Origin of the sequence: Citrobacter sp. Ce129 (genome assembly GCF_030334545.1) — a bacterium.
Classification (GTDB): domain Bacteria; phylum Pseudomonadota; class Gammaproteobacteria; order Enterobacterales; family Enterobacteriaceae; genus Citrobacter; species Citrobacter europaeus.
The window spans coordinates 455,374-477,910 of the sequence record NZ_JAOWDS010000065.1 but is presented as its reverse complement, the minus strand read 5'-3'; the positions used below and the strand labels follow the sequence as shown (position 1 = coordinate 477,910).

Sequence of the window (22,537 nt, the reverse complement as noted above, 5' to 3'; positions counted from 1 at the left end):
GTCTCATTACCATTATCAGGACATTAAATATCAAATATCGGACAGATAATGAAAATTGCGCCTGATGATGCTTTCGATGCGGATAGCTTTGACAAACCGGTAATCGGTATAGCCGCCGATATGGGGCTACATGATTCAGGACGGCACAGCCACCTTCGTCATCAGCTACTTTTTTCGGCTGCGGGGAGCATTACGATCGAGCTGGAGCAGGCTCTGTGTCTGTTACCGCCACGGCGTGCGGTTTGGATCCCGGCCGGGACGGTACATCGCGCCATAATGCGAGGGGGGATGGCTTATCGTTCTTTGTACTTTTCAACCGCATTGCCATTATCTGAGTTACCGCTGCAGATAGTCGAGGTTAACCCTCTCTTTTTTGAAGTGATAGAACGTATGGCTTTCTGGCCATGGGATATGCCAGCCGCGCAGCAGGCCAGCCTCATCACCGTTTTTTGTGAGGAAATACGCGCCGCCCGCAGTGAAAACTGGACGTTGCAGTTTCCCTCAGATCCGCGGTTGAACGTGTGGCTAGAGGGATTACGTATGGGCGAACTCCCACCGCGACTGAATCAATTGTCCCGACGGGTTGGGGCATGTGAGAGAACAATCGGTCGAATATTTACCCGGGATACCGGGATGAATTATCAGAACTGGCGGCAGCAATTCAGGTTGCTAAAAGCCATGGAGATGCTGGCGGATGGATGCCCTATTAGCCAGGTGGCGCAATATCTGGAGTTTGTCAGCGACAGCGCTTTTATCGCGTTCTTCCATCAACATACCGGCACAACGCCGAGCCGTTATTCGGGCAATATAATGCCGCAGAAGGATTAGGGACATTACATACTAAGGATAATTTACCCGGCGGCGGGAGAGTGGGAAGATCGTGCACTAATGGCAGAGAGAAGACCCCCTCTGCCAGCGGACGCTGCAATTAATCAACAAGAATCACATCAAGCAAACCAGCCGAACCTTGCGGAAATCAGACTGAAAAGTCCTACAGCAGCAAATATATTTATCAGCACCACAGTTTTACTGGAAACATTCATTTGTGCCACCTTTCGTTATAACCCCTATGGGTATAGTACGGGTTATAACTATCCGCAATAGTACGGATTCTGAACATAATGAAAACGGCTTGTTTTCCCGCTGTTTCCCTTAAAATAATTAATAAACCTTGATGTGGGTCATGAAAAAGAGCATATTGCGCGCGATTTTACCTTTCGGCCCGGACGCCTTACATGTCTCTGTACCAAAAAATGTTGGTTTTTTACGCGGTGATGGCCGCTATCACGGCAATCATCACCTGGTTTCTTTCCCGCGATAAAAAGCGAATTCGTTTTCTCAGCGCGGTATTAGTCGGGGCGACCTGGCCGATGAGTTTTCCCGTCGCGTTAATGTTTTCTCTCTTTTGATGACGGCGTTAACGCCGTTTCAGGAGGAAAACAGGGCATCTAATCGTTTTTTATCGGCTTCGCTGACATCCTGCGGATGCTGATATCCCACGTTTTCATTGGCGCGGGTATACAACGCGACCAGCCAGTCGTAAACGTACCGGCTTGCGCCGTGCGAAGGTTGTTCATCCAGCTTCGTCAGGCGTAACATCGGCTGTTGCTTCGGCGCGCTAAAAATAGCCGATCCTTTTTGGATCCTGCTGGCAGGACGCTGTTCTTCGGCGACATTGGCAAATCCAAGCCAGGTAATAAAATCACCAATATCGGCGTGAAGCTGCGCGGCGCAGACGTTTTCTCGCTGCATAATGCGCTGTAAGCGTTGCGGCATCTCCAGGCGATAGCTGGCGGTGACGAGGATATCGGCGACCTGCCTTAGCGTACGCGGTTCGAGACGTAAACGACGGGCATTATTCTCATCGCGACACCACTGGCGCACGTGATTAACCCACATTTTGTGCGCCTGATAACCGCTCTCTTTGCTATCCGGTGAGAGCGGTGTGTCACGCACCTCGGCAAACAGGTCAATCTCCTCATTAAATAACCCGCTTACCTGTTCCTCGCGTGGCTGCTGAACCCGCAGCAGCGACTCAAAGAGACGCATCGGTGGGAGCAAACCATCCAGGAGTTCACCATGCTTTGCCGCCTGAGCTTGTAGCTGGCGGATCACCCACTCATTGCCTCCAGATTCGGTCTCAACGGGATTAATCCAGCCGATCAGGGTTTCGCGTACGCGCTGCTGGTGCTGCTCACGCAGGGAGGTCAATCTGGCCTGACGCTGCTGTGGCGAAGTTGCCTGAGTCAGCCATTCGACAAGGCGTTGTAAGCTATGTTTATCCAGCGCCTGCAGCGTGCCCCAATGTAGTCCGGGTTTGCCCATTAATTGCTGCACGGACTCATCAAGATTTTGCTGGGTGCTAAAGCGTGCATCCTGCGGGGTAATGGCCCAAACCACGCCCGGTAATGCGGCATCATGGACAGGCTGAGTATCGTTAACCCAGCCCAGTAGCTTGCGGGTGATAGCAGGAGTCTGGGAACGGGTCGATACCGCATTACAGATTAAGAGCACATCCGGTTGCAGATGCTGGCGATAATATTCCAGCATCCAGCCTAATTTGGCCTGCCACAGCGGATGGGAATGCGCATCCGGGGCGAGGGGGATATCGAGCAGATCGACATTCTCCAGTACGGCGTCTTCAACCGTCAGGACCAGTTCGCGCGTCAGCAGCGCCAGTGACGCCTGGGAGAGACTGACCGCATTGAGCAACTGATGGTTTTCAATGGGATGAACCACCACATCGCTCTGCGCCTCATTGCCAGTCAATGCCACCTGAGTCAGGAAACTCTCGGCAGGTAAACCAAAATGGTCAACCAGCAGGCTCAACGGAGCCGCCAGTTCCTGCGCGTTCCCGGTTTGTTGCAGCGTATGCGCCAGCGCCAGCCACTGCTGCGTGAGCTCTGGTTGTTCTCCCCACAGTAACGCCCAGGCGTTTGCCCGGGTCGTCAGATCCAGTGCCGGCAGCAGTGTGGCAAACTGATGCCAAAGCGCATCGTCGATTTGCTGCTGGTTGGCTGGCACGCTGGAGCGCCAGAAACGGCCAATTGCCGCAACATCGTGCGCGGTAATTCCCGGTACCGGATGACGCTGACGCAGCGTCTGCCATTTTTCCAGGCGCGCCTCAATAATCGATTTCTCAACCTGGCGGTTGTCCGGGAGGGCGCAAAACTGGGTAATAAAAAGCTGTACCAGTTCGGCTTCACTAAGTAATCGCAGACGCAACGGCCATTCACTATCGAGCGGATTTTCATCACGCGTAAAGCGGATCGCCATATTGGTTGGCGCATGGCCAGGATTAATATGCGAAAAATAATCAAAACTGCGATCCGGGGTAACGATATTCACTTTGCCATTGGCATTGCTGCACAACGCCGCGAGCAGGTGAGCTTTTGCCGATTGCGAATGCCCGTATAACCCAACGCATCCTTGCGATGAAAAGGTCGTCTTCAACGCAGCTTCATTCACGGCGGCGAGGGTGAGCTGCGCCAGCAGGGCATCTGCTTCATCATCAAGACGCGCCGAACGTTGACGGGTATCAGCGACCCATGTGATGGCGGCCTGCGCGGTGTTTAACATCTTACTCATTTCAGGTACACGCTCCCGCTATCAATCCAGTAATGGCTACCGCTATGGCGACGGTCTGCCAGCGTATTCAGTTTTAACGTTAAGGCATTGGCGGCAACGGGGGTGCCATCCTGTAACCAGGCATCGCTCAGCACGAAGAATTCCGGGCCGTTTTCTTTGCTACCGCCTCGTAGCTGCAGCCGTACATTCAACACGCCATCTCCGGCGATGGTTTTTGCCAGTTCGGCAGAATTTATGCTGAGCGTATACAGCGGCGTGGCAGGCCAGCGGCTGTTTGCCAGTTGGCGGAAACCTAACGTCACGTTGCCACGTAATGGGAAATGCAGGCGGGCATCCAACTTCGCGCCGGGTTTATCCAGATCGATATCGTGATACCAGATGTTCTCATCGCGCAGGGTATTGACCGTATTATCCAGCACGCCGAGATAACGTACGGTTGAGTAAGCACCGATGTCGGCAGCTTTAAAGTTAAAGCGCGGCAAGCGCAAATCCAGCGCCAGGCTGCACAACATAGCACCGACTGCCGCGGTGGATTTGGGGTTACCAATCCGCCCCTGTTGGCTAAACGGATACCACTCATGTACGCGGTAGTTATCCATCCAGATCATACGATTAACCGGAACGGGCTGCAGATGGCGGATCAACGCCTGTACGCCCGGTAAACAGGCGGGTCTGCCTGTTACTAATAAAATATCGCAGCGATAGTGTGAAATGGCCTCACAGACCGCGTGTAGCGGGGAGGTCAGGGTAAATTGCCCCGCCAGTAACGCCTCTTGTAACTGTCTGAACTGCACCTGTAGCGGTACACTCAGGACATCAAACGCTGGCGATCCTGCTGGCAACGCATGATCGATAGCTTGCTGAATGTAATTCATTACATTGCGCGTGGGTTGCTGGCTCAGGAGTTCGCCAAAGGTGGCATGCAGCCCGGCTACCGGATCGTTAATATCGCTTTGTTCCCAGGCTGAGAGTACCGCATGACCGAGCGGCATAAAGAGCTGTAATGCCGTTTGTTGACGCAGAATCGCCTGAGTGTCGATACGCCCGGAATCGCCAAATAGCGTGGCCAACAATGCGGCGGCATCGGTCACGCCAGCCTGTTGTAAGCGGGTTTGCAGCGCTGGCAACACGCAGCGCTGAATCACGTCCAGCAGCATGTCGTCGCCCGCGACCTTAAAACCTTCACGGAACAGCAGATGCGGGGTAATTTTGACGTTCGCGCCAACGCCGTCATCAAGCTGATAATGGACGACGGCCATATCCGTTGTCCCGCCGCCGATGTCGATCGATGCCACGCGCAACGCTCGGCCTTTAGTCTCACCAGGCTCCGGCAAACGGTCCGGGCGGGCCAGGGCGTTAAAGAATGATTCGGTGTGACCATCGTAGTGAGAGATAGCTTCGTTATACAGCCACACCAGTTGCCCACAGCTGGCCTCATCCCATTCCATCTGGATCTCCGGTACGGGAACCACGCTCTTTTCCTGCTGCTTACGGGTCGTAAAATCTTCATCCTGCGGATGCCAGCCCATCGCTTTCCAGACCAGCGCAATAGCTTCAAACATGCGCAGGCGGAAAATCTCGCGCTCCTGTTTGGGCATCGCCGACGGCAGAGTCAGGATCAGCGTCCGCAACTGACGAGGAGACGCCGGGAATCCGAGGCGCAAACGCGTCGCCACGCTGTTGATTTGCCCCAGCGCCTGGGCCAGTATTTCGCACAGCATATGCGTCATCAGCGTGCTGCGACTGTATTGCGGTGAGAACACTGGCAGACGATCGTCCTGCGGCAGACTGAACAGCGGTTGACCGTCATCGTTCATCAGGTTCATCAGCGGGAAGGCGGTAGCCAGCGGTTCGCGCTGGGTTTTGCCATTCATCTGGCTAAAGCGCCAGTCATGCAGTACCGGCGTTTCATCCCACAGATAACGCCGCGGACTGGAGATCCCACTGCTGCCTTCGGTGCCCATGCGCTGCATCGCCAGCTTTCGGGCTTCGTCGCCAACGCGAACAATCGACGGCCAGATAAAGGCATCATCACGACCGCTCTCAACGGAAAAGTGCTGCTTGCCAAAACGGGCTTCGGAAAACTCCAGCCGGCTGGTAAACAGCGGATCGTTAAGGAACTGTGGCTCGCTTAAGGAACGCACCTGCAATTCAGCGGTCTGGCGTAGTCCGTCATTGGCATCGCCGTGATCTTCAATCAGGACGCCACAGGTATGGGTATTACCGATATCCAGGATAAGATCGACCGGAATGGCGGGCGTGCTGAGGGTATGGGTGACCAGTTTCACTTCCGGGACAGAAAGCTGCTCGCCTAACAGGGTCAGAACATTCAACCAGTGCGCCTGGTATTCAAAGTTACGCAGCGCCTGCTGGATCTCTTGTTCAGAGCGATTCTCATGTTGAGTGACATGATGCATAAAGGATTCGCGCAACCAGCCGTCAATCCAGGTCTGGTCGAGGAAATCAGCAATTTCGTTGTCATGCCAGGCTAGCGCAAACCGTGTACCGTTTAGCAAGTCATTTTCGTTGGGGGTTAATGCCGCAGGGGCATTTTCAGTGAGCTGGCTGTCCAGCGCCACGGTAAGGCGGTGAGTGTTGCCCGCGCTGTCAGGTTGCGCCAGTTTTCGTACCTGTACGCGCGCCCAGTTATCCGGGCCTTCAACAAACGTTCGCGGCGGGTTAAAACGCAGGAACGGCAGCGGCAGCCAGACGCCGTCGAGCACGTCCAGGGAATAATGCAGCATTTGGGTGCTTTCCGGCTTTACGACTTCGGGCTGACCGCCGGTGCTGCCTGGCAGGGTATAGCGTCCCGTTGTCAGATCGAAGTCCAGCCGTAGCAGGGGGCCGTTTGCCGTTTTGCGCACAAAGCGGCCATGATGCGCAGACTCCTGCGGCGTCAGGCCAAAATCCAGAAATTGCACACCGCTATTGGCGATGAGCGTCACGCTCTGTTTGTAGTCACACAGATTCACCAACATAAAATCAGGCACCTATCTTTTTGATCGTCAGAGGGATTTCCGCGTGAGCGTCATATCGTGCGGTACAGGCGGCGACGTCATTGGTTCCCGCTTTGCAGGTAATTTCAGGCATCGGATAACGAGAACCGTCCGTACAACGGGCATTGCCGCGACTCTTAATCATTAATTCACCTGACTGGTGCAAACCGGAGAAAATCTCGGCGCGACAAACAATATTGTCGCCATGAACCACGCGCGCAGTGCCTTTATTGGTCTGGATCTGATAGCGCAGCGACGGCGCTTTACCGCTGACCGGATCTTTAACATCAACTATGACGCGCCAGCTGCCGTTAAGAAAACGCGTCGTTCCAGCCTTCATCTGGTTGGCGTCCATCACCAGCGCATCTTTTGGAATAGCGGCGATCACAACCGGCCCTTCGACGGGTTTCTCTTTTTTCGCAGCCGGGATCACTTCAGCCCGATGCAGCGGCAGTGCCGATGTCAGTTCTGGCAGCGGCGCCACATCGGCTTTCGCAACCTCGCCGTGAGGCACTACGGGTACGGGCTCGGCGGTTTGTTGCTTCCACAGCAGTGGTCCAATAATGGCGGCAACGATCACTGCGGCAACGGGCAGGCTCCACAGTGGCAGGCGGCGTGCGGGCTTTTTCTGTACCGGCGGCGGTGTAACTTCAGGTTCGTTAACAACGACCGGGGGTTGAGGTTCAGGCTCTGCCGGTTTAGGCAGCTCAACGACCGGGGTCAGCAAAGGCGCGTCGGCCTCGGCGAAGGTGATTTCCGCGGTGGTTTCTTCTTCCGGTTCAGGCTCTGTTACGGTGATGACCGGAGGATTATCAATAAGGCGCAGGCAATCAAGCACATCGTCGCGAGGATTTTCATTCAGATTGACGAAGCCCCAGAACGTAATAACGGGTTTGCCATCAACCAGAAACACGTGGTTTTCACCAGGAAACTGGATGGCTTTTTCGAGCAGTGAGCCAAATAGCTGCAGGGAGGTTTTACCCGATTGCAGGCTTTTACGGCTCAGGGCCGCCGCATTTTCCAGCGTGCTCCCCAGATAGCGCAGCGCACGAAAACGTGCCTCTTCATCAGCGGCTTTCCACGCAACGGCTTTCCCTTCAACCGGCGAGTACCAGTCCACCCGATCGCCGCTGTCGTTAATTTGTGGGATTGCCAGACAATCCACCATCGCCTGCTGTTTGCGTAGACGAAGCGTTTCACGAATTTGCAATGCTGAATCAAACACGGCCTGACCGCCGCCGCCCACGGCCTGATAGTCATCCAAATTGCCGCTGCGCAAGAGAGTTTTTGCCACGTTGTTACCCCTTAGACTTCTTCACGTATCTACTTTACGTTTTATAAAAACGAGCAAACGGTGGAAGAGAGGCAAAAAGGGGCGAATTTTCATGGCATAGAGTGCCGGGAAAAATCTTGACGTTTTGAAAAAGACTTAAGGGAAATTAATTCGCTCAGGCTGATGAATTATTCAGCGAAATACACCAGATTAGAATAACCTGATAGTGATTTGTTATTGGTCAGTTTTTGTCAGCTATGCTCTGATATTCCAGTTAATAATAAAATAAGAAGGCTTATAACCATGATTGCAAGGAAAACGTTACTCGCGCTGGCTCTCAGCGCCGTCTTACCGTCAGGCGCAGCGTTCGCGGCCAATACTGACACCATCATCTACTGCTCAGAAGCATCGCCGGAATCTTTTAACCCGCAAATTGCCAGTTCCGGTCCATCGTTTGTGGCCAGTTCACAAGTGCTCTACAACCGACTCATCAACTTCGACCCGGTAAAAAATACGCCAGTACCCTCTCTGGCAACGGACTGGACGATTTCCCCGGACGGTAAAACCTACACTTTTACCCTGCGTCAGGGCGTAAAATTTAACAGTAATAAATTCTTTAAACCGACCCGCGACTTCAACGCTGATGACGTGATTTTCTCGGTATTACGGCAGAAAGATGCCGATCATCCGTATCATAAGATTTCTCAGGGAAGCTACGAATACTTTAACGATGTCGGTCTGGATAAACTGATTAAAGAAGTTAAGAGGGTCGATGACTATCACGTTCAGTTTGTCCTCAATGAACCTAACGCCGCATTTCTTGCCGACTGGGGAATGGATTTTGCCTCCATCCTCTCTGCCGAGTATGCCGAGGCGATGTTGAAAAAAGGTACCCCGGAAAATGTCGATAACTGGCCGATTGGCACCGGGCCATACGTGTTGCAGCAGTACAAGCAGGATTCGCAAATCCGCTATCTCGCCAACCCGAACTACTGGGATGGCGCTGTCCCAACGAAGCACCTGATCTTCTCCATCACGCCAAACGTTCAGACCAGATTGGCAAAACTGCAAACCAATGAATGCCAGATAATCCCGGCGCCAGCCCCCGTACAATTTGACGAGATTAAAAAGAATAAAGATTTGACGCTGCATTCAGTTGAAGCGCTAAACGTCGGGTATCTGGCGTTTAATACCGAGAAAAAACCGTTTGATAACGTGCTGGTACGTCAGGCGCTAAACTACGCGACCGATAAAAAGGCCATTATTAACGCTGTCTTTTTAGGTTCCGGTACGGTGGCAAAATCGCCGATTCCACCGAATATGATGGGCTTTAATAAAGATCTGCAGGATTACGCTTACGACCCGCAAAAAGCGAAAGACCTGCTGAAGCAGGCTGGGCTGGAAAATGGCTTTGAAGCGACGCTGTGGTCAATGCCGGTTCAGCGCCCATATAACCCGAACTCCCGACGAATTGCTGAGATGATCCAGAGCGACTGGGCAAAGGTTGGCGTGAAGGCGAAAATTGTGTCGTACGAGTGGGGCGAATATCTCTCCGGAATGCGCAAAGGTGAGCATGACACCGCGCTGTTCGGCTGGATGTCAGACAACGGCGATCCGGATAACTTCGCCGATGTACTGCTGGGCTGCGACAGCATTAAAACCGGATCTAACGCCGCGCGCTGGTGCGATAAAGAGTATAATTCGCTGGTGCAAAAGGCGAAACTGGTAAGCAAACCAGAGGAACGCGCCGCGCTTTACCAGCAGTCGCAAGAGATTTTTTACCAGCAGGCTCCGTGGATTGCATTGGCAAACGGCAAAACGTTCTACGCTACGCGCAGCAACGTTAGCGGATACAGCGTCAGCCTGATGGGCAGTGATTTTTCAAAAGCAAAATTAAATTAATGAGTTAAGGAGAGGTTATGTCGCATCTGGATGAGGTTAGCGCACGTGTTGATGCCGCCATTGAAGAGAGCGTCATTACGCATATGAACGAATTGCTGATTGAACTCAGCGATGATGCCGCGCTGAGCCGGGAAGAACGCTATACCCAGCAACAGCGTTTGCGTACGGCGATCGCACATCATGGCCGTCAGCATAAAGAGGATATGGAATCCCGTCGCGAACAGTTGACCAAAGGCGGCTCTATTCTCTGACTTTTTGTTGCCTCTTATCCGGCCTGCATGCACGTTTCGTAGGCCGGATAAGCGTAATTAAAATGAGCGTCTCGCCACCAGCCATGCCCCGACGACCAGCAGTACCGCGCCGCAGACCGGACCCACCAGCGCTCGCAGCGGCACGCCGTGGCTGCGCAGAATATCCAGCACCAGTCCGCCGATTAACTGGCTGGCCACCAGCACCGCGATAGTGGTCGCAGCCCCCACATTTTGGTACCCACTGATACTGGCAAAAACAAAGAACGATCCCAGTAATCCGGGGATTAGCGTCCACCAGCGTACGCTGGAAGCCAGCTCACCAAATCCCGCCGCACCTTGCTTAAACCACAGTATGCTGACAAACAGCACGATCCCGACCAGCGAGTTAAGCAACATGGCGATGAGGATCGTCGAGGATGTCTGCGTAATGCGTACCATCAAGGTATTTTGCACCACCAGACCAATACCTGCGGCAATCAGAAAGGAGAGGCTCAGCGTCTGGTTCATCTGCTGGCATCCGGATCGCGGCGATCGTCTAATTGTAATTGCATGAAGGTCAGATCCAGCCAGCGACCAAATTTGGTGCCAACCTGCGGCATTTGCGCGGTAATTTTAAAACCCAGCGTGCTGTGCAGATGTAGCGACGCCTGATTCTGAGACTCAATGCCCGCCACCATCACGTGCTTGCCGCACTCGCGCGCTTCTGCTATCAGTCTGCTGAGCAGCGCTCGTCCCAGGCCCTTTCCCTGATGATCCGGATGTACGTATACCGAATGTTCAACAGTATGACGGAATCCATCAAAGTTTCTCCAGTCGCCAAAGGAGGCGTACCCCGTGACCACGCCACGGTCTTCACTCACCAGCACCGGATAGCCCATCAACTGGCGGGCTTCATACCAGGAGATACGGTTTTCGGCATCGACGGTTTGATCGTTCCAGATAGCCGCCGTATGCAGTACCGCGTGGTTGTAGATTTCTGCAATGGCGGCACAGTCTTCTTTGCTGGCAAATCGAATTGACATGTTGAACCTCAGGGATTGTTCACTATAGTATTACAATATGAATACTATTGAAGACAGCATAAATCAACGGATCGGAGCAAGAATTCGCATTGAGCGGGAATCTCGCGGCTGGTCACTGACGGAACTTGCCGAGCGAGCAGGGGTGTCGCGGGCGATGATCCACAAAATAGAGCGCGGTGAGAGCAGCCCAACGGCCACGCTGCTGGGCAGGCTCTCCGGAGCCTTTGGTATCAGCATGTCTATGCTGATTGCGCGGGCCGAAATGCAGGAGGGCAAGCTGCTGCGCTTCGCTGACCAGCCCGTATGGCACGACCCGCAAAGCCACTATCTGCGCCGCCATGTTTCACCGCGCAGCGATCTGCCTATCGATCTGGTGCAGATAGAATTGCCTGCCGGTAGCGATATCCCAATGCCAGCCTCTTCCTACGTGCAGGCCAGACAGCTTATCTGGCTACAACAGGGAGAACTCGTCTTTGTAGAAGGAGACGTACGTCATGAAATGCAGGCGGGCGATTGTCTGGAACTTGGCCCGCCGAATGACTGTCGATTTATCAATGAAACCGCGCAACCCTGCGTTTACCTGGTTGTGCGGTTAAATCATGCCGTCAGCTAAATGGCAGGCACAGGCTGCTACTATTGATGGATTCATGCCAAAAGCAGAGGAGCACATCATGGGTCAACAGACTAATCGTAATCGTCGCTGGGTACTGGCTTCCCGCCCGCATGGCGCGCCGGTTGCGGAAAACTTCCGTCTTGAAGAAGATGAGGTGGCAACGCCGGGTGAAGGCCAGGTTTTACTGCGTACCGTTTTTCTTTCCCTCGATCCGTACATGCGTGGCCGTATGAGCGATGAGCCATCTTACTCCCCACCGGTAGAGATTGGCGGCGTTATGGTGGGCGGCACCGTAAGTCGAGTGGTGTCATCCAACCATCCTGACTACCAGCCTGGCGAGTGGGTGCTGAGCTACAGCGGCTGGCAGGACTATGACATCTCCGATGGTAGCGGTCTGGTGAAACTTGGCGAAAATCCCGAGCATCCCTCCTGGGCGCTGGGTGTTATGGGGATGCCCGGTTTTACCGCTTATATGGGGCTGCTGGATATCGGTCAGCCGAAAGCGGGAGAAACGCTGGTGGTAGCCGCCGCGACCGGCCCGGTTGGCGCAACGGTAGGGCAGATTGGTAAGCTCAAAGGCTGCCGGGTGATCGGCGTTGCTGGCGGGGCAGAGAAATGTCGACATGCCACCGAAGTACTGGGTTTTGATATCTGTCTCGATCACCACGCGCAAGATTTTGCGCAACAGTTGGCAAAAGCCTGCCCGCAGGGGATTGATATTTATTACGAAAACGTTGGCGGTAAGGTATTTGACGCAGTCCTGCCGTTACTCAACACCTCTGCGCGCATTCCGCTTTGCGGACTGGTCAGCGGTTATAACGCCACATCGCTTCCGGCAGGACCTGACAGATTACCTTTGCTGATGGCAACGCTACTGAAAAAGCGTATCCGCATGCAGGGCTTTATTATTGGTCAGGATTACGGTCACCGCATTCATGAGTTTCAGCGGGAGATGGGGCGCTGGGTTAAAGAGGGCAAAATCCATTACCGCGAGCAAATCACCGACGGTCTGGAAAATGCACCGCAGACTTTTATCGGTTTGCTGACCGGTAAAAACTTCGGCAAGGTGGTTATTCGTCTTGCCGATGATGCGTAAAAACTGATGGCGGGAGTCATTCCCGCCAGTTTTACTCAAAACGCCAGGCCAGATTAATACCGACGCCATAGTTTCGTCCTGGCGCCGGTTCGTAGTATCTGCCATTTGACTCATTCACAATCACCGAGCCGACATAAGTTTTATCGAACAAATTATCTACCCGACCGAACAGGTCTACCATGAGACTGCTGTAATAAAATTTATAACCGGTATTCAAGCCAACAACGGTATATGACGGGGCTTTCGCCGTATTTTCATCATTGGCCATAATGTCGCCCATATAACGAACATCTGCTCCCGCATACCAACCTTCATCAGGAACGTAGCCCAGTGACGCAAATCCCATGTTTTGCGCTATGCCGGGCAGTCGGTTGCCATTGCAGTTTTGAACCCCACAAACGTTGCTGCGGTAGGTGGCATCCAGCCAGGTCCATGACGCTTTTGCGCGCCAGTTTGCGGCAAAGCGTTGGTCCCAGGATAACTCGCCTCCCTGACGGCGAGTTTTTCCGGCGTTTTTATACGTTGTCCGTCCGCCGTTGCTGCTGTCAACGACGATTTCGTCGTCCGTGTTAGTCTGGAACAAGGCCGCGGTAAACAATCCATCGCCAACACGTGTTTTGCTACCGATTTCAACGGTGTCATTTGTGGACGGCTGTAAACCAAAATTCATGCCGCTTTGGCCGTCGGAACGGTAGGACAGTTCGTTGATGGTGGGTGTTTCGAACCCGCGACCCGCGGCCAGATAGACGTTCCAGGCATCGGTGATGGCATATTTTAACGATCCGGCAGGCAACCATTGGTGATAGCTGGCGTCACCGCTGTCATCTCCGTTACCGGGCGTAATATAGCGATCGTTAGAATCAAACCACACTGAACTGTAACGAACGCCGGCATCCAGTGAGAGTTTCTGCGTTAATTGCCACTGGGTTTGCAGATAGGGGTCGACATTCCACATCAGGTTGCGTTCGTTACGGCGTAAGTCGCCTTTTTGCCCATACTCCGGCACGCCATCATCAAGACGGAAGTTATTGTAGCCTTTACGGTTTTCGCTCATGTTTTCATAATTCAGACCGGTGGTGAAGATCACGGGTATGCCCAGCTCACCCCGATGAGTCCAGCGGTTGTCTATCCCCTGATAATGACGTTGCAGGATAATGACGCCTCCCGCATGAGACGGTTTTAACTGTGGAGCCATCGGGATAGACTGATACTGAGTGGTTTCACGTTCCCCCGCATAGGTCATGATGCTGATATCATCCTGCGCGCTAAGCTGGCGTTCATAGCGCAATCCCGCCTGGGTCTGCTTGATGGTTTTTCGCGTATCGAATTGCTCAGCGCGGGGCGATTGCTGCGGATCGACCTGCCATTCCGACTCGGTAAGACCGCCGGGATCGTCGGCTTTACTGTCTACACTATTGAAAATCAGAGTCAGTTTGCTCGCATCGTCAATGCGCACGCCAAGTTTGGCATTGGCCAGATTTTTTTGCGCGCTACTGTGATCGCGATAACCGTGGGTGGTAAACCGGGTGGTTGAAACGGTGTAATCCACATCGCCTTGCTGAGTACCATCGCCCAGAGCTCCCGTTGCTTTTAACCCGTAGCGCCAGGTGCCAAAGCTGCCGTAATAACTACTGGCTTCAATGGTTGGCGGCTCATGTCCCGTTTCAGTACTGACATTCATTACTCCGCCGGACGCATTGCCATACAGAGCAGAGAAGGGGCCGCGTAAAATCTCAATGTTTTGTACGCTGCTAATGTCGATATTGGATGTTTGACCCTGTCCATCCGGCATGGTTGCTGGAATACCATCGACGTACAAACGAATACCGCGGATACCATAAGTGGTTCGCGAACCAAATCCACGAATCGATAGCTGGAGGTCCTGGGCGTAATTCTGTCGGTTTTGTACCTGTAGCCCCGGGACGCTGGTCAGGGATTCAGACAAGTTAATGCGCGGCGTTGCCAGACGCATATCCTCCCCGTCAACAACGCTGACGGCAGCAGGGGTGTCCAGCTCAGAAACAGACTGTGGCGTCGCACTCACGATCAGCGTTTGATCGTTTATCTCACTTTCTGCCAGGGCAAAAGGCGAGAAGAAGGCAGGCAATAAAGAAACAGGAACAACAGTATAGCGGGCTGAAAAAATCGTCATGAATAAGGCCAGTTATGATGCTTACGTTAAAAAACTAACGGTAAGCATGTGAATTTTTTTATAAAAGATGAATTTTAGCGCTGCGTAATTGCGGTAATTTTTCGGGCAATGAAAACGATTGTAGTCAATATGTGAAGAAGTGCTCCACTTTGCGATGAATAATGATTACTATTCTCATTCCTAAAAAAGCAAAACCATGATTTTGCTCATTGAAGCTATGTGAAGCAGTAACAAACGAATTTATCAAAGGGAGTCGTCATGTCTTTACGTCATCTGTTTTCACCGCGTCTGCGTGGTTCTTTACTGTTAGGTTCACTGCTCGTTGCATCATCTTTTACTACGCAGGCTGCAGAAGAACTGCTGCGCAAAGCCGTGGGCAAAGGTGCCTATGAAATGGCATACAGCCAGCAAGAGAACGCACTGTGGCTGGCGACCTCACAGAGCCGCAAACTGGATACCGGCGGGGTGGTTTATCGTCTTGACCCGGTCACCCTCGAAGTGACTCAGGTTATTCATAACGATCTCAAACCGTTTGGCGCCACCATCAACAACGCCACGCAAACGCTGTGGTTCGGCAACACGGTAAACAGCGCGGTAACGGCGATGGATGCCAAAACCGGCGCGGTGAAAGGACGCCTGGTACTTGATGCGCGTAAGCGTTCTGAAGATGTTCGCCCGCTGCAGCCGCGTGAACTGGTCGCCGATGATGCTACCAACACCGTTTACATTAGCGGTATTGGTAAAGAGAGCGTGATTTGGGTTGTGGACGGTGATGCTATTAAACTGAAGGACACCATTCAAAATACCGGCAAAATGAGCACCGCTCTGGCTGTCGACAGTAAAGCTAAGCGCCTGTACACCGCCAATGCGGACGGTGAATTCATCACCGTCGATACTACCACCAACAAAATTCTCAGCCGTAAAAAGCTGCTGGATGATGGAAAAGAGCATTTCTTCATCAATCTGAGCCTGGACACCGCGGGCAACCGCGCCTTTGTCACCGACTCTAAAGCGGCGGAAGTGCTGGTCATCGACACCCGTAATGGCAACGTTTTGGCAAAAGTCGCTGCGCCGGAATCCCTGGCCGTACTGTTTAACCCGGCACGTAATGAAGCCTACGTGACCCATCGTCAGGCCGGCAAAGTGAGCGTGATCGACGCGAAAAGCTATAAAGTCGTTAAAACGTTCGAGACCCCAACATTCCCGAACAGCCTGGCGCTCTCCGCCGATGGTAAAACCCTGTACGTCAGCGTGAAACAAAAATCCACTCGCGAGCAGGAAGCCACTCAGCCGGACGATGTTATTCGTATTGCGCTGTAATATAAATGGAGGGGGAAACCCCTCCTGTCATTTCTCTAAACCCCACGATACGCCTCGTTACACCCCGCCAGTAGCCTCACCCACTTCAGGGACTTACACTACGCCCTCAACGGCTAACTGAATAACGCAGGAATACCATGAAAAAGCCACTTATCTGTCTGTGTGCAGGCGTGATGCTGTTTACCCTGGCAGGATGCACCACCGATTACGTCATGACGACGAAAAGCGGACAAACCATCACCACCCAGGGTAAGCCAAAACTGGATAAAGACACGGGAATGACCAGCTATACCGATCAGGATGGGAATGCGCGGGAAATTAACAGCAACGACGTTGCGCAGTTGATTGAAGCGAACTAAAAAAGAAGGCCTGAAGGGGTAACCTGTCAGGCCTTCTGCCGTTATGGCGCGGTGCGGTGGATTTCTGCAACGCGTTTACGAACGCCGAACCAGCCCGCAACCAGCAGGATAGCAATCAGCGGTAATGAGGCGATGGTATAGGTGCCGTTCGGATAATCAAACGCCATCAGCACCAGAACGCTCAGCAGGAACAGCAGCGTTAACCAGGAGGTAAATGGCGCGCCCGGCAGTTTAAAGCTGACGTCTGCCGTTTTGCCTTCTTTTATGGCCCGGCGCAGACGCATCTGACAGATCATGATAAATCCCCACGACGCAATAATGCCTAATGACGCGAAGTTCAACACGATCTCAAATACCTGCGACGGCACCAGATAGTTCAGGAAAACACCGACGACATACACGACCAGCGTGGCGAGGATCCCAGCCCAGGGCACCTGTTGACGACTCATTTTAGCCATAAATTTCGGCGCCGATCCGCCCATCGACATGGAACGTAAAATACGTCCGGTGCAGTACAATCCTGAATTAAGGCTGGAAAGCGCCGCGGTGAGCACCACAATATTCATGATACTGCCAATGTACGGCACGCCCAGTTTGGAAAAGAAAGTAACAAACGGACTTTGCCCCGCCTGATAGGCGTTCCATGGCAATAACAGAACCAGCAGTACGACAGAACCCACATAGAACAGACCAATACGCCAGATGACGCTATTGATCGCTTTCGGCACCATCGTTTGCGGATCTTTGCACTCACCGGCGGCTGTACCCACCAGTTCAATAGAGGCGAATGCGAAAACCACACCCTGTACCAGAACCAACGCAGGCAGCAGGCCATGCGGGAAGAATCCGCCGTTGTCGGTAATCAGATGAAAACCCGTGGCGTTACCGTCCAGCGGTTTTCCGGTGCCTAAAAAGACGGTACCCACTACAAGGAAAATGACAATTGCCAGTACTTTCACCAACGCAAACCAAAACTCCATCTCTGCGAACCATTTCACGCCGATCATGTTCATGGTGCCGACAATGGCCAGCGCGCCGAGAGCGAACACCCATTGCGGTACATCACCAAAGGCGCCCCAGTAGTGCATATACAACGCCACCGCGGTGATATCGACAATACCGGTCATTGCCCAGTTGATGAAGTACATCCAGCCCGCCACGTAGGCGGCCTTTTCGCCGAGAAACTCGCGGGCGTAAGAGACAAAACTGCCGCTGGAAGGGCGATGTAAAACCAGCTCGCCGAGCGCGCGCAGTATAAAGAACGAAAAAATACCACACACCAGATAGACCAGCGCCAGAGCGGGGCCGGCCATCTGCAAGCGTGCGCCAGCGCCTAAAAACAGCCCGGTACCAATTGCGCCGCCAATGGCGATCATTTGTACCTGTCGATTGCCCATCGCTTTGTGATACCCCTCTTCGTGGGCATTCAACCAGCGTCGTTTCGCCGCATGTTGCTCCGCGGCTTGCGTGTTGTTTGTGTTCATTACGATTCCTGTTGACCTGACAAAAATACAAAATCCTTTTTGCCGCACCAGTTGCGGCGAAAACAGCCTTACCCTTCATGGTGTTACGGAGTAAAACGGCCGGCCGAGCATCCTACATTCAATTGATCGGTTCCGCAAAGCCCCGATAACAAGAATTCAGCATTTTTATGCAGCCACAGCTGGTGCGGTGTGGCCTCGATTCAGCCAATAAAAGAGAAGGGTATTAATACATGGAGAGGCGTGCGCTTATCGAGACATTTACCCGATAAGCGCTACAACGTTATGCTGATACGCCAAAGACCTGAACGGCCTGCTGTAAGCGCGATGAACGCTGGGTCAGATCGGCGGTAGCATCGGTAACGCGCTCCACCATCTCGGCATTATTGTGTGTCATGGTGCCAACGCGTGAAATCGAATCGTTAATCAGATCCAGCGCCTGGGTTTGCTCGCGCGTGGCCAGACTAATGTCTTTGATCATCATCGACATCTGCATTACATCGCCAATCATCCCGGTGAGATGCGTTTCCGTTTGCTCCACCATTTTGACGCCGCTGTTAACGTTAGCGACATTCTTCTCAATAAGCTGTTTAATCTCTTTTGCCGCCGACGCCGAGTGCTGCGCCAGATTGCGAACTTCTGCCGCGACAACGGCGAAGCCGCGCCCTGATTCCCCGGCTCGTGCGGCCTCAACCGCGGCATTGAGCGCCAGAATATTGGTCTGAAAGGCGATGCTGTCGATAACGCCAATGATGTCGACGATCTGTCCATTGTCACGCGATATCGCCTGCATCATGGCGATAGTTTGTTTCATGATATCGCCACCTTCTGCTGCGTTGGCGCTGGTTTTATCGGCCATAGTCATAGTATGTGCCGCGGTTTCAGCGGTTTGCTGTACCGCACTGCCAATTTCTTCGATGGCTGCAGCCGTTTGTTGCAGGTCGGCAGAGGTTTCTTCTGAACGCTTATGCAGCGCTGTACCTTCTTTTGATACCCGCTGACTGATAGCGCGAATACCGGTTATTTGCTTACTGACGTCATCGACCAGAGAATTCAGATTAAGCCCGGATTGATTAACCAGACGCATCAGCATTCCGATCTCATCCACCCGATTTAAATGACAGTTATCAGGTTTTCGCCCCGATACCACTTTCTTCATTTGCGTCAGTAGCGTATTAACTGGCTGACAAATTTGATACTTAAGGTAAATAGCAAGCATTAGAAATAAGAACAACAATCCACCCGCCTGAATAAATGGATTGACAGGGGCGAAGATAAATAACAAAGAGAACAGGGAGATTACCCCTAAAGAATAATTGACGCGCTGACTAATACTCAACCATTTAAACATTGATGCCCATGACAATATGCCGCGACGAATCATAATGCCCTTAAAAAGTTGAAATCCTTTAAGCTGCTGATTATTAATTTTTTGATATAAGCTTTCGCTTTGAGTTATTTCATCGCGCGAAGGAACGGTACGCACCGAGATGTAGCCAGTGAGCTTTTCATTGTGCCAGACCGGCGTAACGTTGGCGCGAACCCAGTAATGGTCGCCATTCTGCCGGCGATTTTTCACCATCCCTGTCCAGCTGTCTCCCTGCTGTAGCGTGTACCACATATCGGCGAAAGCAGCCGGAGGCATGTCGGGATGGCGAATAATATTATGCGGTTCGCCCATTAACTGATGTTCGTCAAATCCACTGGCATCAATAAAAGCAGAGTTGGCGTAGGTAATATGACTTTCTTTATCCGTCGTTGAAAGCAGCGTCGCTTTGCCGTTAAGTGTGTGCTCAATTTGTGTAACGGGCATGTTACTTTTCATAGAGGCCCCATGATGGTATGTATAATCCATACAAAAATCCCCGCAATAAAATCGGGGGATATTAAAAAGCTGTTTTAAACCGTTTTAATAAGAAACGCTGCATTCTCTACTAATCATCATTGCTGTGGAAGTATTTAAATTTAAAAAAACCAGGTGAACTATTCATTCAGCGTCATAAAAGTGAAACATTTAATACAACCGCATAACGTTGCAAGTCGTTTAACCTGACTTAACGTAAATCGCGCTAAAAAACGTTTTCGTAAAAAGAAAACTGGTATGAAATTATTTTGATGCTATTTCTGTGAAACCAGCAACCCTATTATATTTTGTAGGCCATAAAGTCCGGATGTGTTCCGCTGAGTGTTCCGACCAGTAAAGCAAGCCCCTGGTATTATCCCTGATGGCAACAGGGTTGGTTATCTACTTTTTAGCTGAACAAATGTGAATTAAATGTTTCTGTATGGTTATTCAATAAATTAATAATAAAGACATGTTAACAAGCATAGGCCCGTAACATGTCATATCGCCTGAGTATTCTGGATAAAAGCCCCATCGGGGAAGGTGAAACCGCCGCGATGGCGCTTGCCCGGACGTTACGTCTGGCGCAACTGGCAGAAGAGTGGGGATACCATCGTTTCTGGATCGCGGAACACCATAATACGCCACAGCTGGCCAGTCCATCGCCGGAGTTGGTGATCGCCTGGATCCTCGGGCAAACCCAGCGTATCCGCGTAGGTTCCGGCGGCGTGATGTTGCAACATTACAGCCCGTACAAAGTGGCGGAAAACTTCAATCTTCTGGCATCACTGGCCCCTGGACGTGTCGATCTCGGCGTAGGGAAAGCCCCTGGCGGCTTACCGCTTTCGACCCAGGCGTTACAGCAGGGACTACATCAGGATGAAAAAGGCAGTTTTGCTGACCAGCTTTCCCAGCTTAACGACTGGCTGGTGCTTCGTGGAACGGAAAGTGGGGTGACGGTATTCCCAACGCCAATTCCACCGTTACCGCCGGAAGGATTTGTGCTGGGAGCCAGTGTGCAAAGCGCTCAATTAGCAGCGCAATCCGACTGGAATTTTATCTTCGCTGCGCACCTTAACGGTGACAGAGCGTTATTGCATGACGTTTTGTCTTTCTGGCAGGCCCACAGCACACGCCCGACGATAGTCGCCGTCCAGGTGATTGTGGCGGACAGTCACGACACCGCTGCGCAACTGGCGGAAAACGTACAAATCTGGGGCGTAGAGCTGGAAGATGGTCAACGTGTCACAGTAGCCAGCGAAGAACAGGCGCTGGCATTTGCCGCACAGGCTGGCAGTCCCCCACGCAAAATAGCGCGTCGTGAGCTGGCGTTGTTACACGGCACCGCTCAGGAAGTGATGGCAAAGTTGAATGCTCTGCATACGCAATTTGGTATTGACGAGTTCATTATCGACACGCCAGTGGCGGAAGGGCACGCGCGTCTGACATCGCTGCGTTTGTTGGCGCAAGCCCATAACGCCGTGGAGGTGCTCTGATGACCCTCGGCTCAACGCTTATCGACTGGCGTCGTGAATTACATCAGCATCCAGAGCTTTCCCTGCAGGAGGAAGCAACCACGGCGCGCATTCACGCCTGGTTGCGCGCAGCGGACGTCGACATTTTGCCGCTTGAGTTGAAAACCGGTCTGGTCGCGGAAATCGGCCAGGGAGAAGATATCATCGCGCTGCGCGCGGATATCGATGCGCTACCAATAGAAGAAAGCGCCGATGTTCCGTTTCGCTCCCTCACGCCGGGTGTGATGCATGCCTGCGGGCACGATGTTCACACCAGCGTCATGCTTGGCGCTGCGCTGCTGCTTAAACAGCAGGAAACATACCTACCGGGGCGAGTACGTATTTTATTTCAGCCAGCTGAAGAGAGTTTCGGTGGCGCAAAAACGCTGATCCGCGCCGGCGCGCTACAAAACGTAGCGGCTATTTTTGGTATGCACAATGAGCCGGGTTTACCGGTGGGCGAATTTGCCACACGCGGCGGCGCATTTTATGCCAATGTCGACCGCTTCGTACTGCGCATTAATGGCAAAGGCGCACATGCGGCGCGTCCGCATGAAGGCAAAGATGCCATCCTGCTCGCCAGTCAACTGGTAACGGTGTTGCAAAGCGTTGCCAGTCGCGACGTTAACACGCTGGATTCAGTCGTACTAAGCGTAACCCGTATTCAGGGAGGAAATACATGGAACGTATTACCAGAGTCCGTTGAGCTGGAAGGGACGCTCAGAACGCACAGAACCCAGGTACAGCAGCAGGTTAAGGCCCGGGTTAATGACATCGCTGCCGGATTTGCTCACGCCTTTGGCGCACAAATCGACGTAATCTGGCATGCGGGACCGACCGCGTTGGTAAATGATGATCGTTGGGCCGGTATTGCCACCGCGGTGGCGAAACAGTCAGGTTATACCACCCACCATGCCGATCTGCATATGGGCGGAGAGGATTTTGCCGTCTACCTGCAAAATACGCCAGGCGCATTCGTCAGTATTGGCAGCGCCAGTGAATACGGATTACATCACCCGGGATTCAAACCGGACGAGCGTTTAATTGAACCTGCCGCGCATTATTTTGCGCAGTTAGCAAAAACGGCATTCGCACATCTTTAAGTTTACCTGTTGGGTAGGGGTTAT

The 22,537-nt window shown here is 52.7% G+C and carries 19 protein-coding genes; 10 read left to right on the top strand and 9 right to left on the bottom strand.

Annotation, left to right across the window (positions count from 1 at the left end; genetic code table 11):
- The first annotated feature begins 48 nt into the window (after positions 1 to 48).
- A complete protein-coding gene (locus OGV77_RS16160; RefSeq protein WP_043016263.1) occupies positions 49 to 828 on the top strand; it encodes an AraC family transcriptional regulator in 780 nt (259 codons plus the stop codon).
- A gap of 119 nt (positions 829 to 947) precedes the next feature.
- Here OGV77_RS16160 and yncL read toward each other — a convergent pair whose 3' ends face one another.
- On the bottom strand, positions 948 to 1,043 hold the full coding sequence (gene yncL / locus OGV77_RS16155; RefSeq protein WP_071524268.1) for a stress response membrane protein YncL: 96 nt from the start codon (positions 1,041 to 1,043) through the stop codon (positions 948 to 950).
- A 192-nt stretch (positions 1,044 to 1,235) separates the two neighbouring features.
- On the opposite strand from yncL, the gene OGV77_RS16150 reads away from it, so the two are divergent.
- Positions 1,236 to 1,409 carry a GhoT/OrtT family toxin gene (locus OGV77_RS16150; RefSeq protein ID WP_016153148.1) on the top strand — a complete coding sequence of 58 codons (174 nt, stop codon included), beginning with the start codon at positions 1,236 to 1,238 and terminating at the stop codon, positions 1,407 to 1,409.
- A gap of 19 nt (positions 1,410 to 1,428) precedes the next feature.
- On the opposite strand, the gene OGV77_RS16145 is transcribed toward OGV77_RS16150, so the two are convergent.
- The 3 genes from OGV77_RS16145 to OGV77_RS16135 are packed head-to-tail and all read right to left on the bottom strand — an operon-like array spanning position 1,429 to position 7,878.
- Positions 1,429 to 3,588 carry a virulence factor SrfC family protein gene (locus OGV77_RS16145; protein WP_047411131.1) on the bottom strand — a complete coding sequence of 720 codons (2,160 nt, stop codon included), beginning with the start codon at positions 3,586 to 3,588 and terminating at the stop codon, positions 1,429 to 1,431.
- On the bottom strand, positions 3,585 to 6,566 hold the full coding sequence (locus OGV77_RS16140; protein WP_087050678.1) for a virulence factor SrfB: 2,982 nt from the start codon (positions 6,564 to 6,566) through the stop codon (positions 3,585 to 3,587). Before OGV77_RS16140 ends, OGV77_RS16145 begins: the two co-directional genes overlap by 4 nt.
- Positions 6,567 to 6,570: 4 nt before the next feature.
- Entirely contained in the window at positions 6,571 to 7,878 is a 1,308-nt protein-coding gene (locus OGV77_RS16135; protein WP_087050532.1) for an SrfA family protein, read from the bottom strand.
- 282 nt (positions 7,879 to 8,160) lie between these two features.
- On the opposite strand from OGV77_RS16135, the gene OGV77_RS16130 reads away from it, so the two are divergent.
- On the top strand, positions 8,161 to 9,759 hold the full coding sequence (locus OGV77_RS16130; protein ID WP_087050533.1) for an ABC transporter substrate-binding protein: 1,599 nt from the start codon (positions 8,161 to 8,163) through the stop codon (positions 9,757 to 9,759).
- Between the two features lie 17 nt (positions 9,760 to 9,776).
- Positions 9,777 to 10,010, top strand: coding sequence for a YdcY family protein (locus OGV77_RS16125; protein WP_043016267.1), 234 nt, complete (start codon positions 9,777 to 9,779; stop codon positions 10,008 to 10,010).
- Between the two features lie 57 nt (positions 10,011 to 10,067).
- On the opposite strand, the gene OGV77_RS16120 is transcribed toward OGV77_RS16125, so the two are convergent.
- The gene (locus tag OGV77_RS16120; RefSeq protein ID WP_087050534.1) at positions 10,068 to 10,517 is read right to left on the bottom strand and encodes a DMT family transporter; all 450 of its coding nucleotides are present in this window, start codon (positions 10,515 to 10,517) and stop codon (positions 10,068 to 10,070) included.
- Complete coding sequence (locus OGV77_RS16115; RefSeq protein WP_047411141.1) at positions 10,514 to 11,032, bottom strand: GNAT family N-acetyltransferase; 519 nt, start codon at positions 11,030 to 11,032, stop codon at positions 10,514 to 10,516. Before OGV77_RS16115 ends, OGV77_RS16120 begins: the two co-directional genes overlap by 4 nt.
- A 37-nt stretch (positions 11,033 to 11,069) precedes the next feature.
- Between OGV77_RS16115 and OGV77_RS16110 the strand changes: the two genes are divergently transcribed.
- Both OGV77_RS16110 and curA read left to right on the top strand, forming a co-directional pair.
- A complete protein-coding gene (locus OGV77_RS16110; protein ID WP_047411144.1) occupies positions 11,070 to 11,645 on the top strand; it encodes a helix-turn-helix domain-containing protein in 576 nt (191 codons plus the stop codon).
- 58 nt (positions 11,646 to 11,703) lie between these two features.
- Positions 11,704 to 12,741 carry an NADPH-dependent curcumin/dihydrocurcumin reductase gene (curA, locus tag OGV77_RS16105; protein ID WP_080625207.1) on the top strand — a complete coding sequence of 346 codons (1,038 nt, stop codon included), beginning with the start codon at positions 11,704 to 11,706 and terminating at the stop codon, positions 12,739 to 12,741.
- Between the two features lie 31 nt (positions 12,742 to 12,772).
- Here the strand turns inward: curA and pqqU are convergent, their stop codons facing one another.
- Positions 12,773 to 14,893 carry a TonB-dependent receptor PqqU gene (pqqU, locus tag OGV77_RS16100; RefSeq protein WP_087050535.1) on the bottom strand — a complete coding sequence of 707 codons (2,121 nt, stop codon included), beginning with the start codon at positions 14,891 to 14,893 and terminating at the stop codon, positions 12,773 to 12,775.
- A gap of 258 nt (positions 14,894 to 15,151) precedes the next feature.
- On the opposite strand from pqqU, the gene yncE reads away from it, so the two are divergent.
- Entirely contained in the window at positions 15,152 to 16,213 is a 1,062-nt protein-coding gene (gene yncE, locus OGV77_RS16095) for a 7-bladed beta-propeller protein YncE (protein WP_043016273.1), read from the top strand.
- Positions 16,214 to 16,350: 137 nt separating this feature from the next.
- Positions 16,351 to 16,572 (top strand): YgdI/YgdR family lipoprotein, encoded by a 222-nt coding sequence (locus OGV77_RS16090; protein ID WP_043016274.1) that lies wholly within the window; start codon positions 16,351 to 16,353, stop codon positions 16,570 to 16,572.
- A 41-nt stretch (positions 16,573 to 16,613) separates the two neighbouring features.
- Here OGV77_RS16090 and ansP read toward each other — a convergent pair whose 3' ends face one another.
- Together ansP and OGV77_RS16080 are read right to left on the bottom strand one after the other, a co-directional pair.
- Positions 16,614 to 18,056, bottom strand: coding sequence for an L-asparagine permease (gene ansP, locus OGV77_RS16085; protein WP_047411154.1), 1,443 nt, complete (start codon positions 18,054 to 18,056; stop codon positions 16,614 to 16,616).
- Positions 18,057 to 18,336: 280 nt separating this feature from the next.
- Positions 18,337 to 19,878, bottom strand: coding sequence for a methyl-accepting chemotaxis protein (locus OGV77_RS16080; protein ID WP_075146191.1), 1,542 nt, complete (start codon positions 19,876 to 19,878; stop codon positions 18,337 to 18,339).
- A 515-nt stretch (positions 19,879 to 20,393) separates the two neighbouring features.
- Here OGV77_RS16080 and OGV77_RS16075 point away from each other — a divergent pair.
- Together OGV77_RS16075 and OGV77_RS16070 are read left to right on the top strand one after the other, a co-directional pair.
- Entirely contained in the window at positions 20,394 to 21,392 is a 999-nt protein-coding gene (locus OGV77_RS16075; RefSeq protein WP_087050536.1) for an MsnO8 family LLM class oxidoreductase, read from the top strand.
- The gene (locus tag OGV77_RS16070; RefSeq protein WP_075146189.1) at positions 21,392 to 22,513 is read left to right on the top strand and encodes an amidohydrolase; all 1,122 of its coding nucleotides are present in this window, start codon (positions 21,392 to 21,394) and stop codon (positions 22,511 to 22,513) included. Before OGV77_RS16075 ends, OGV77_RS16070 begins: the two co-directional genes overlap by 1 nt.
- The last annotated feature ends 24 nt before the right edge of the window (positions 22,514 to 22,537 follow it).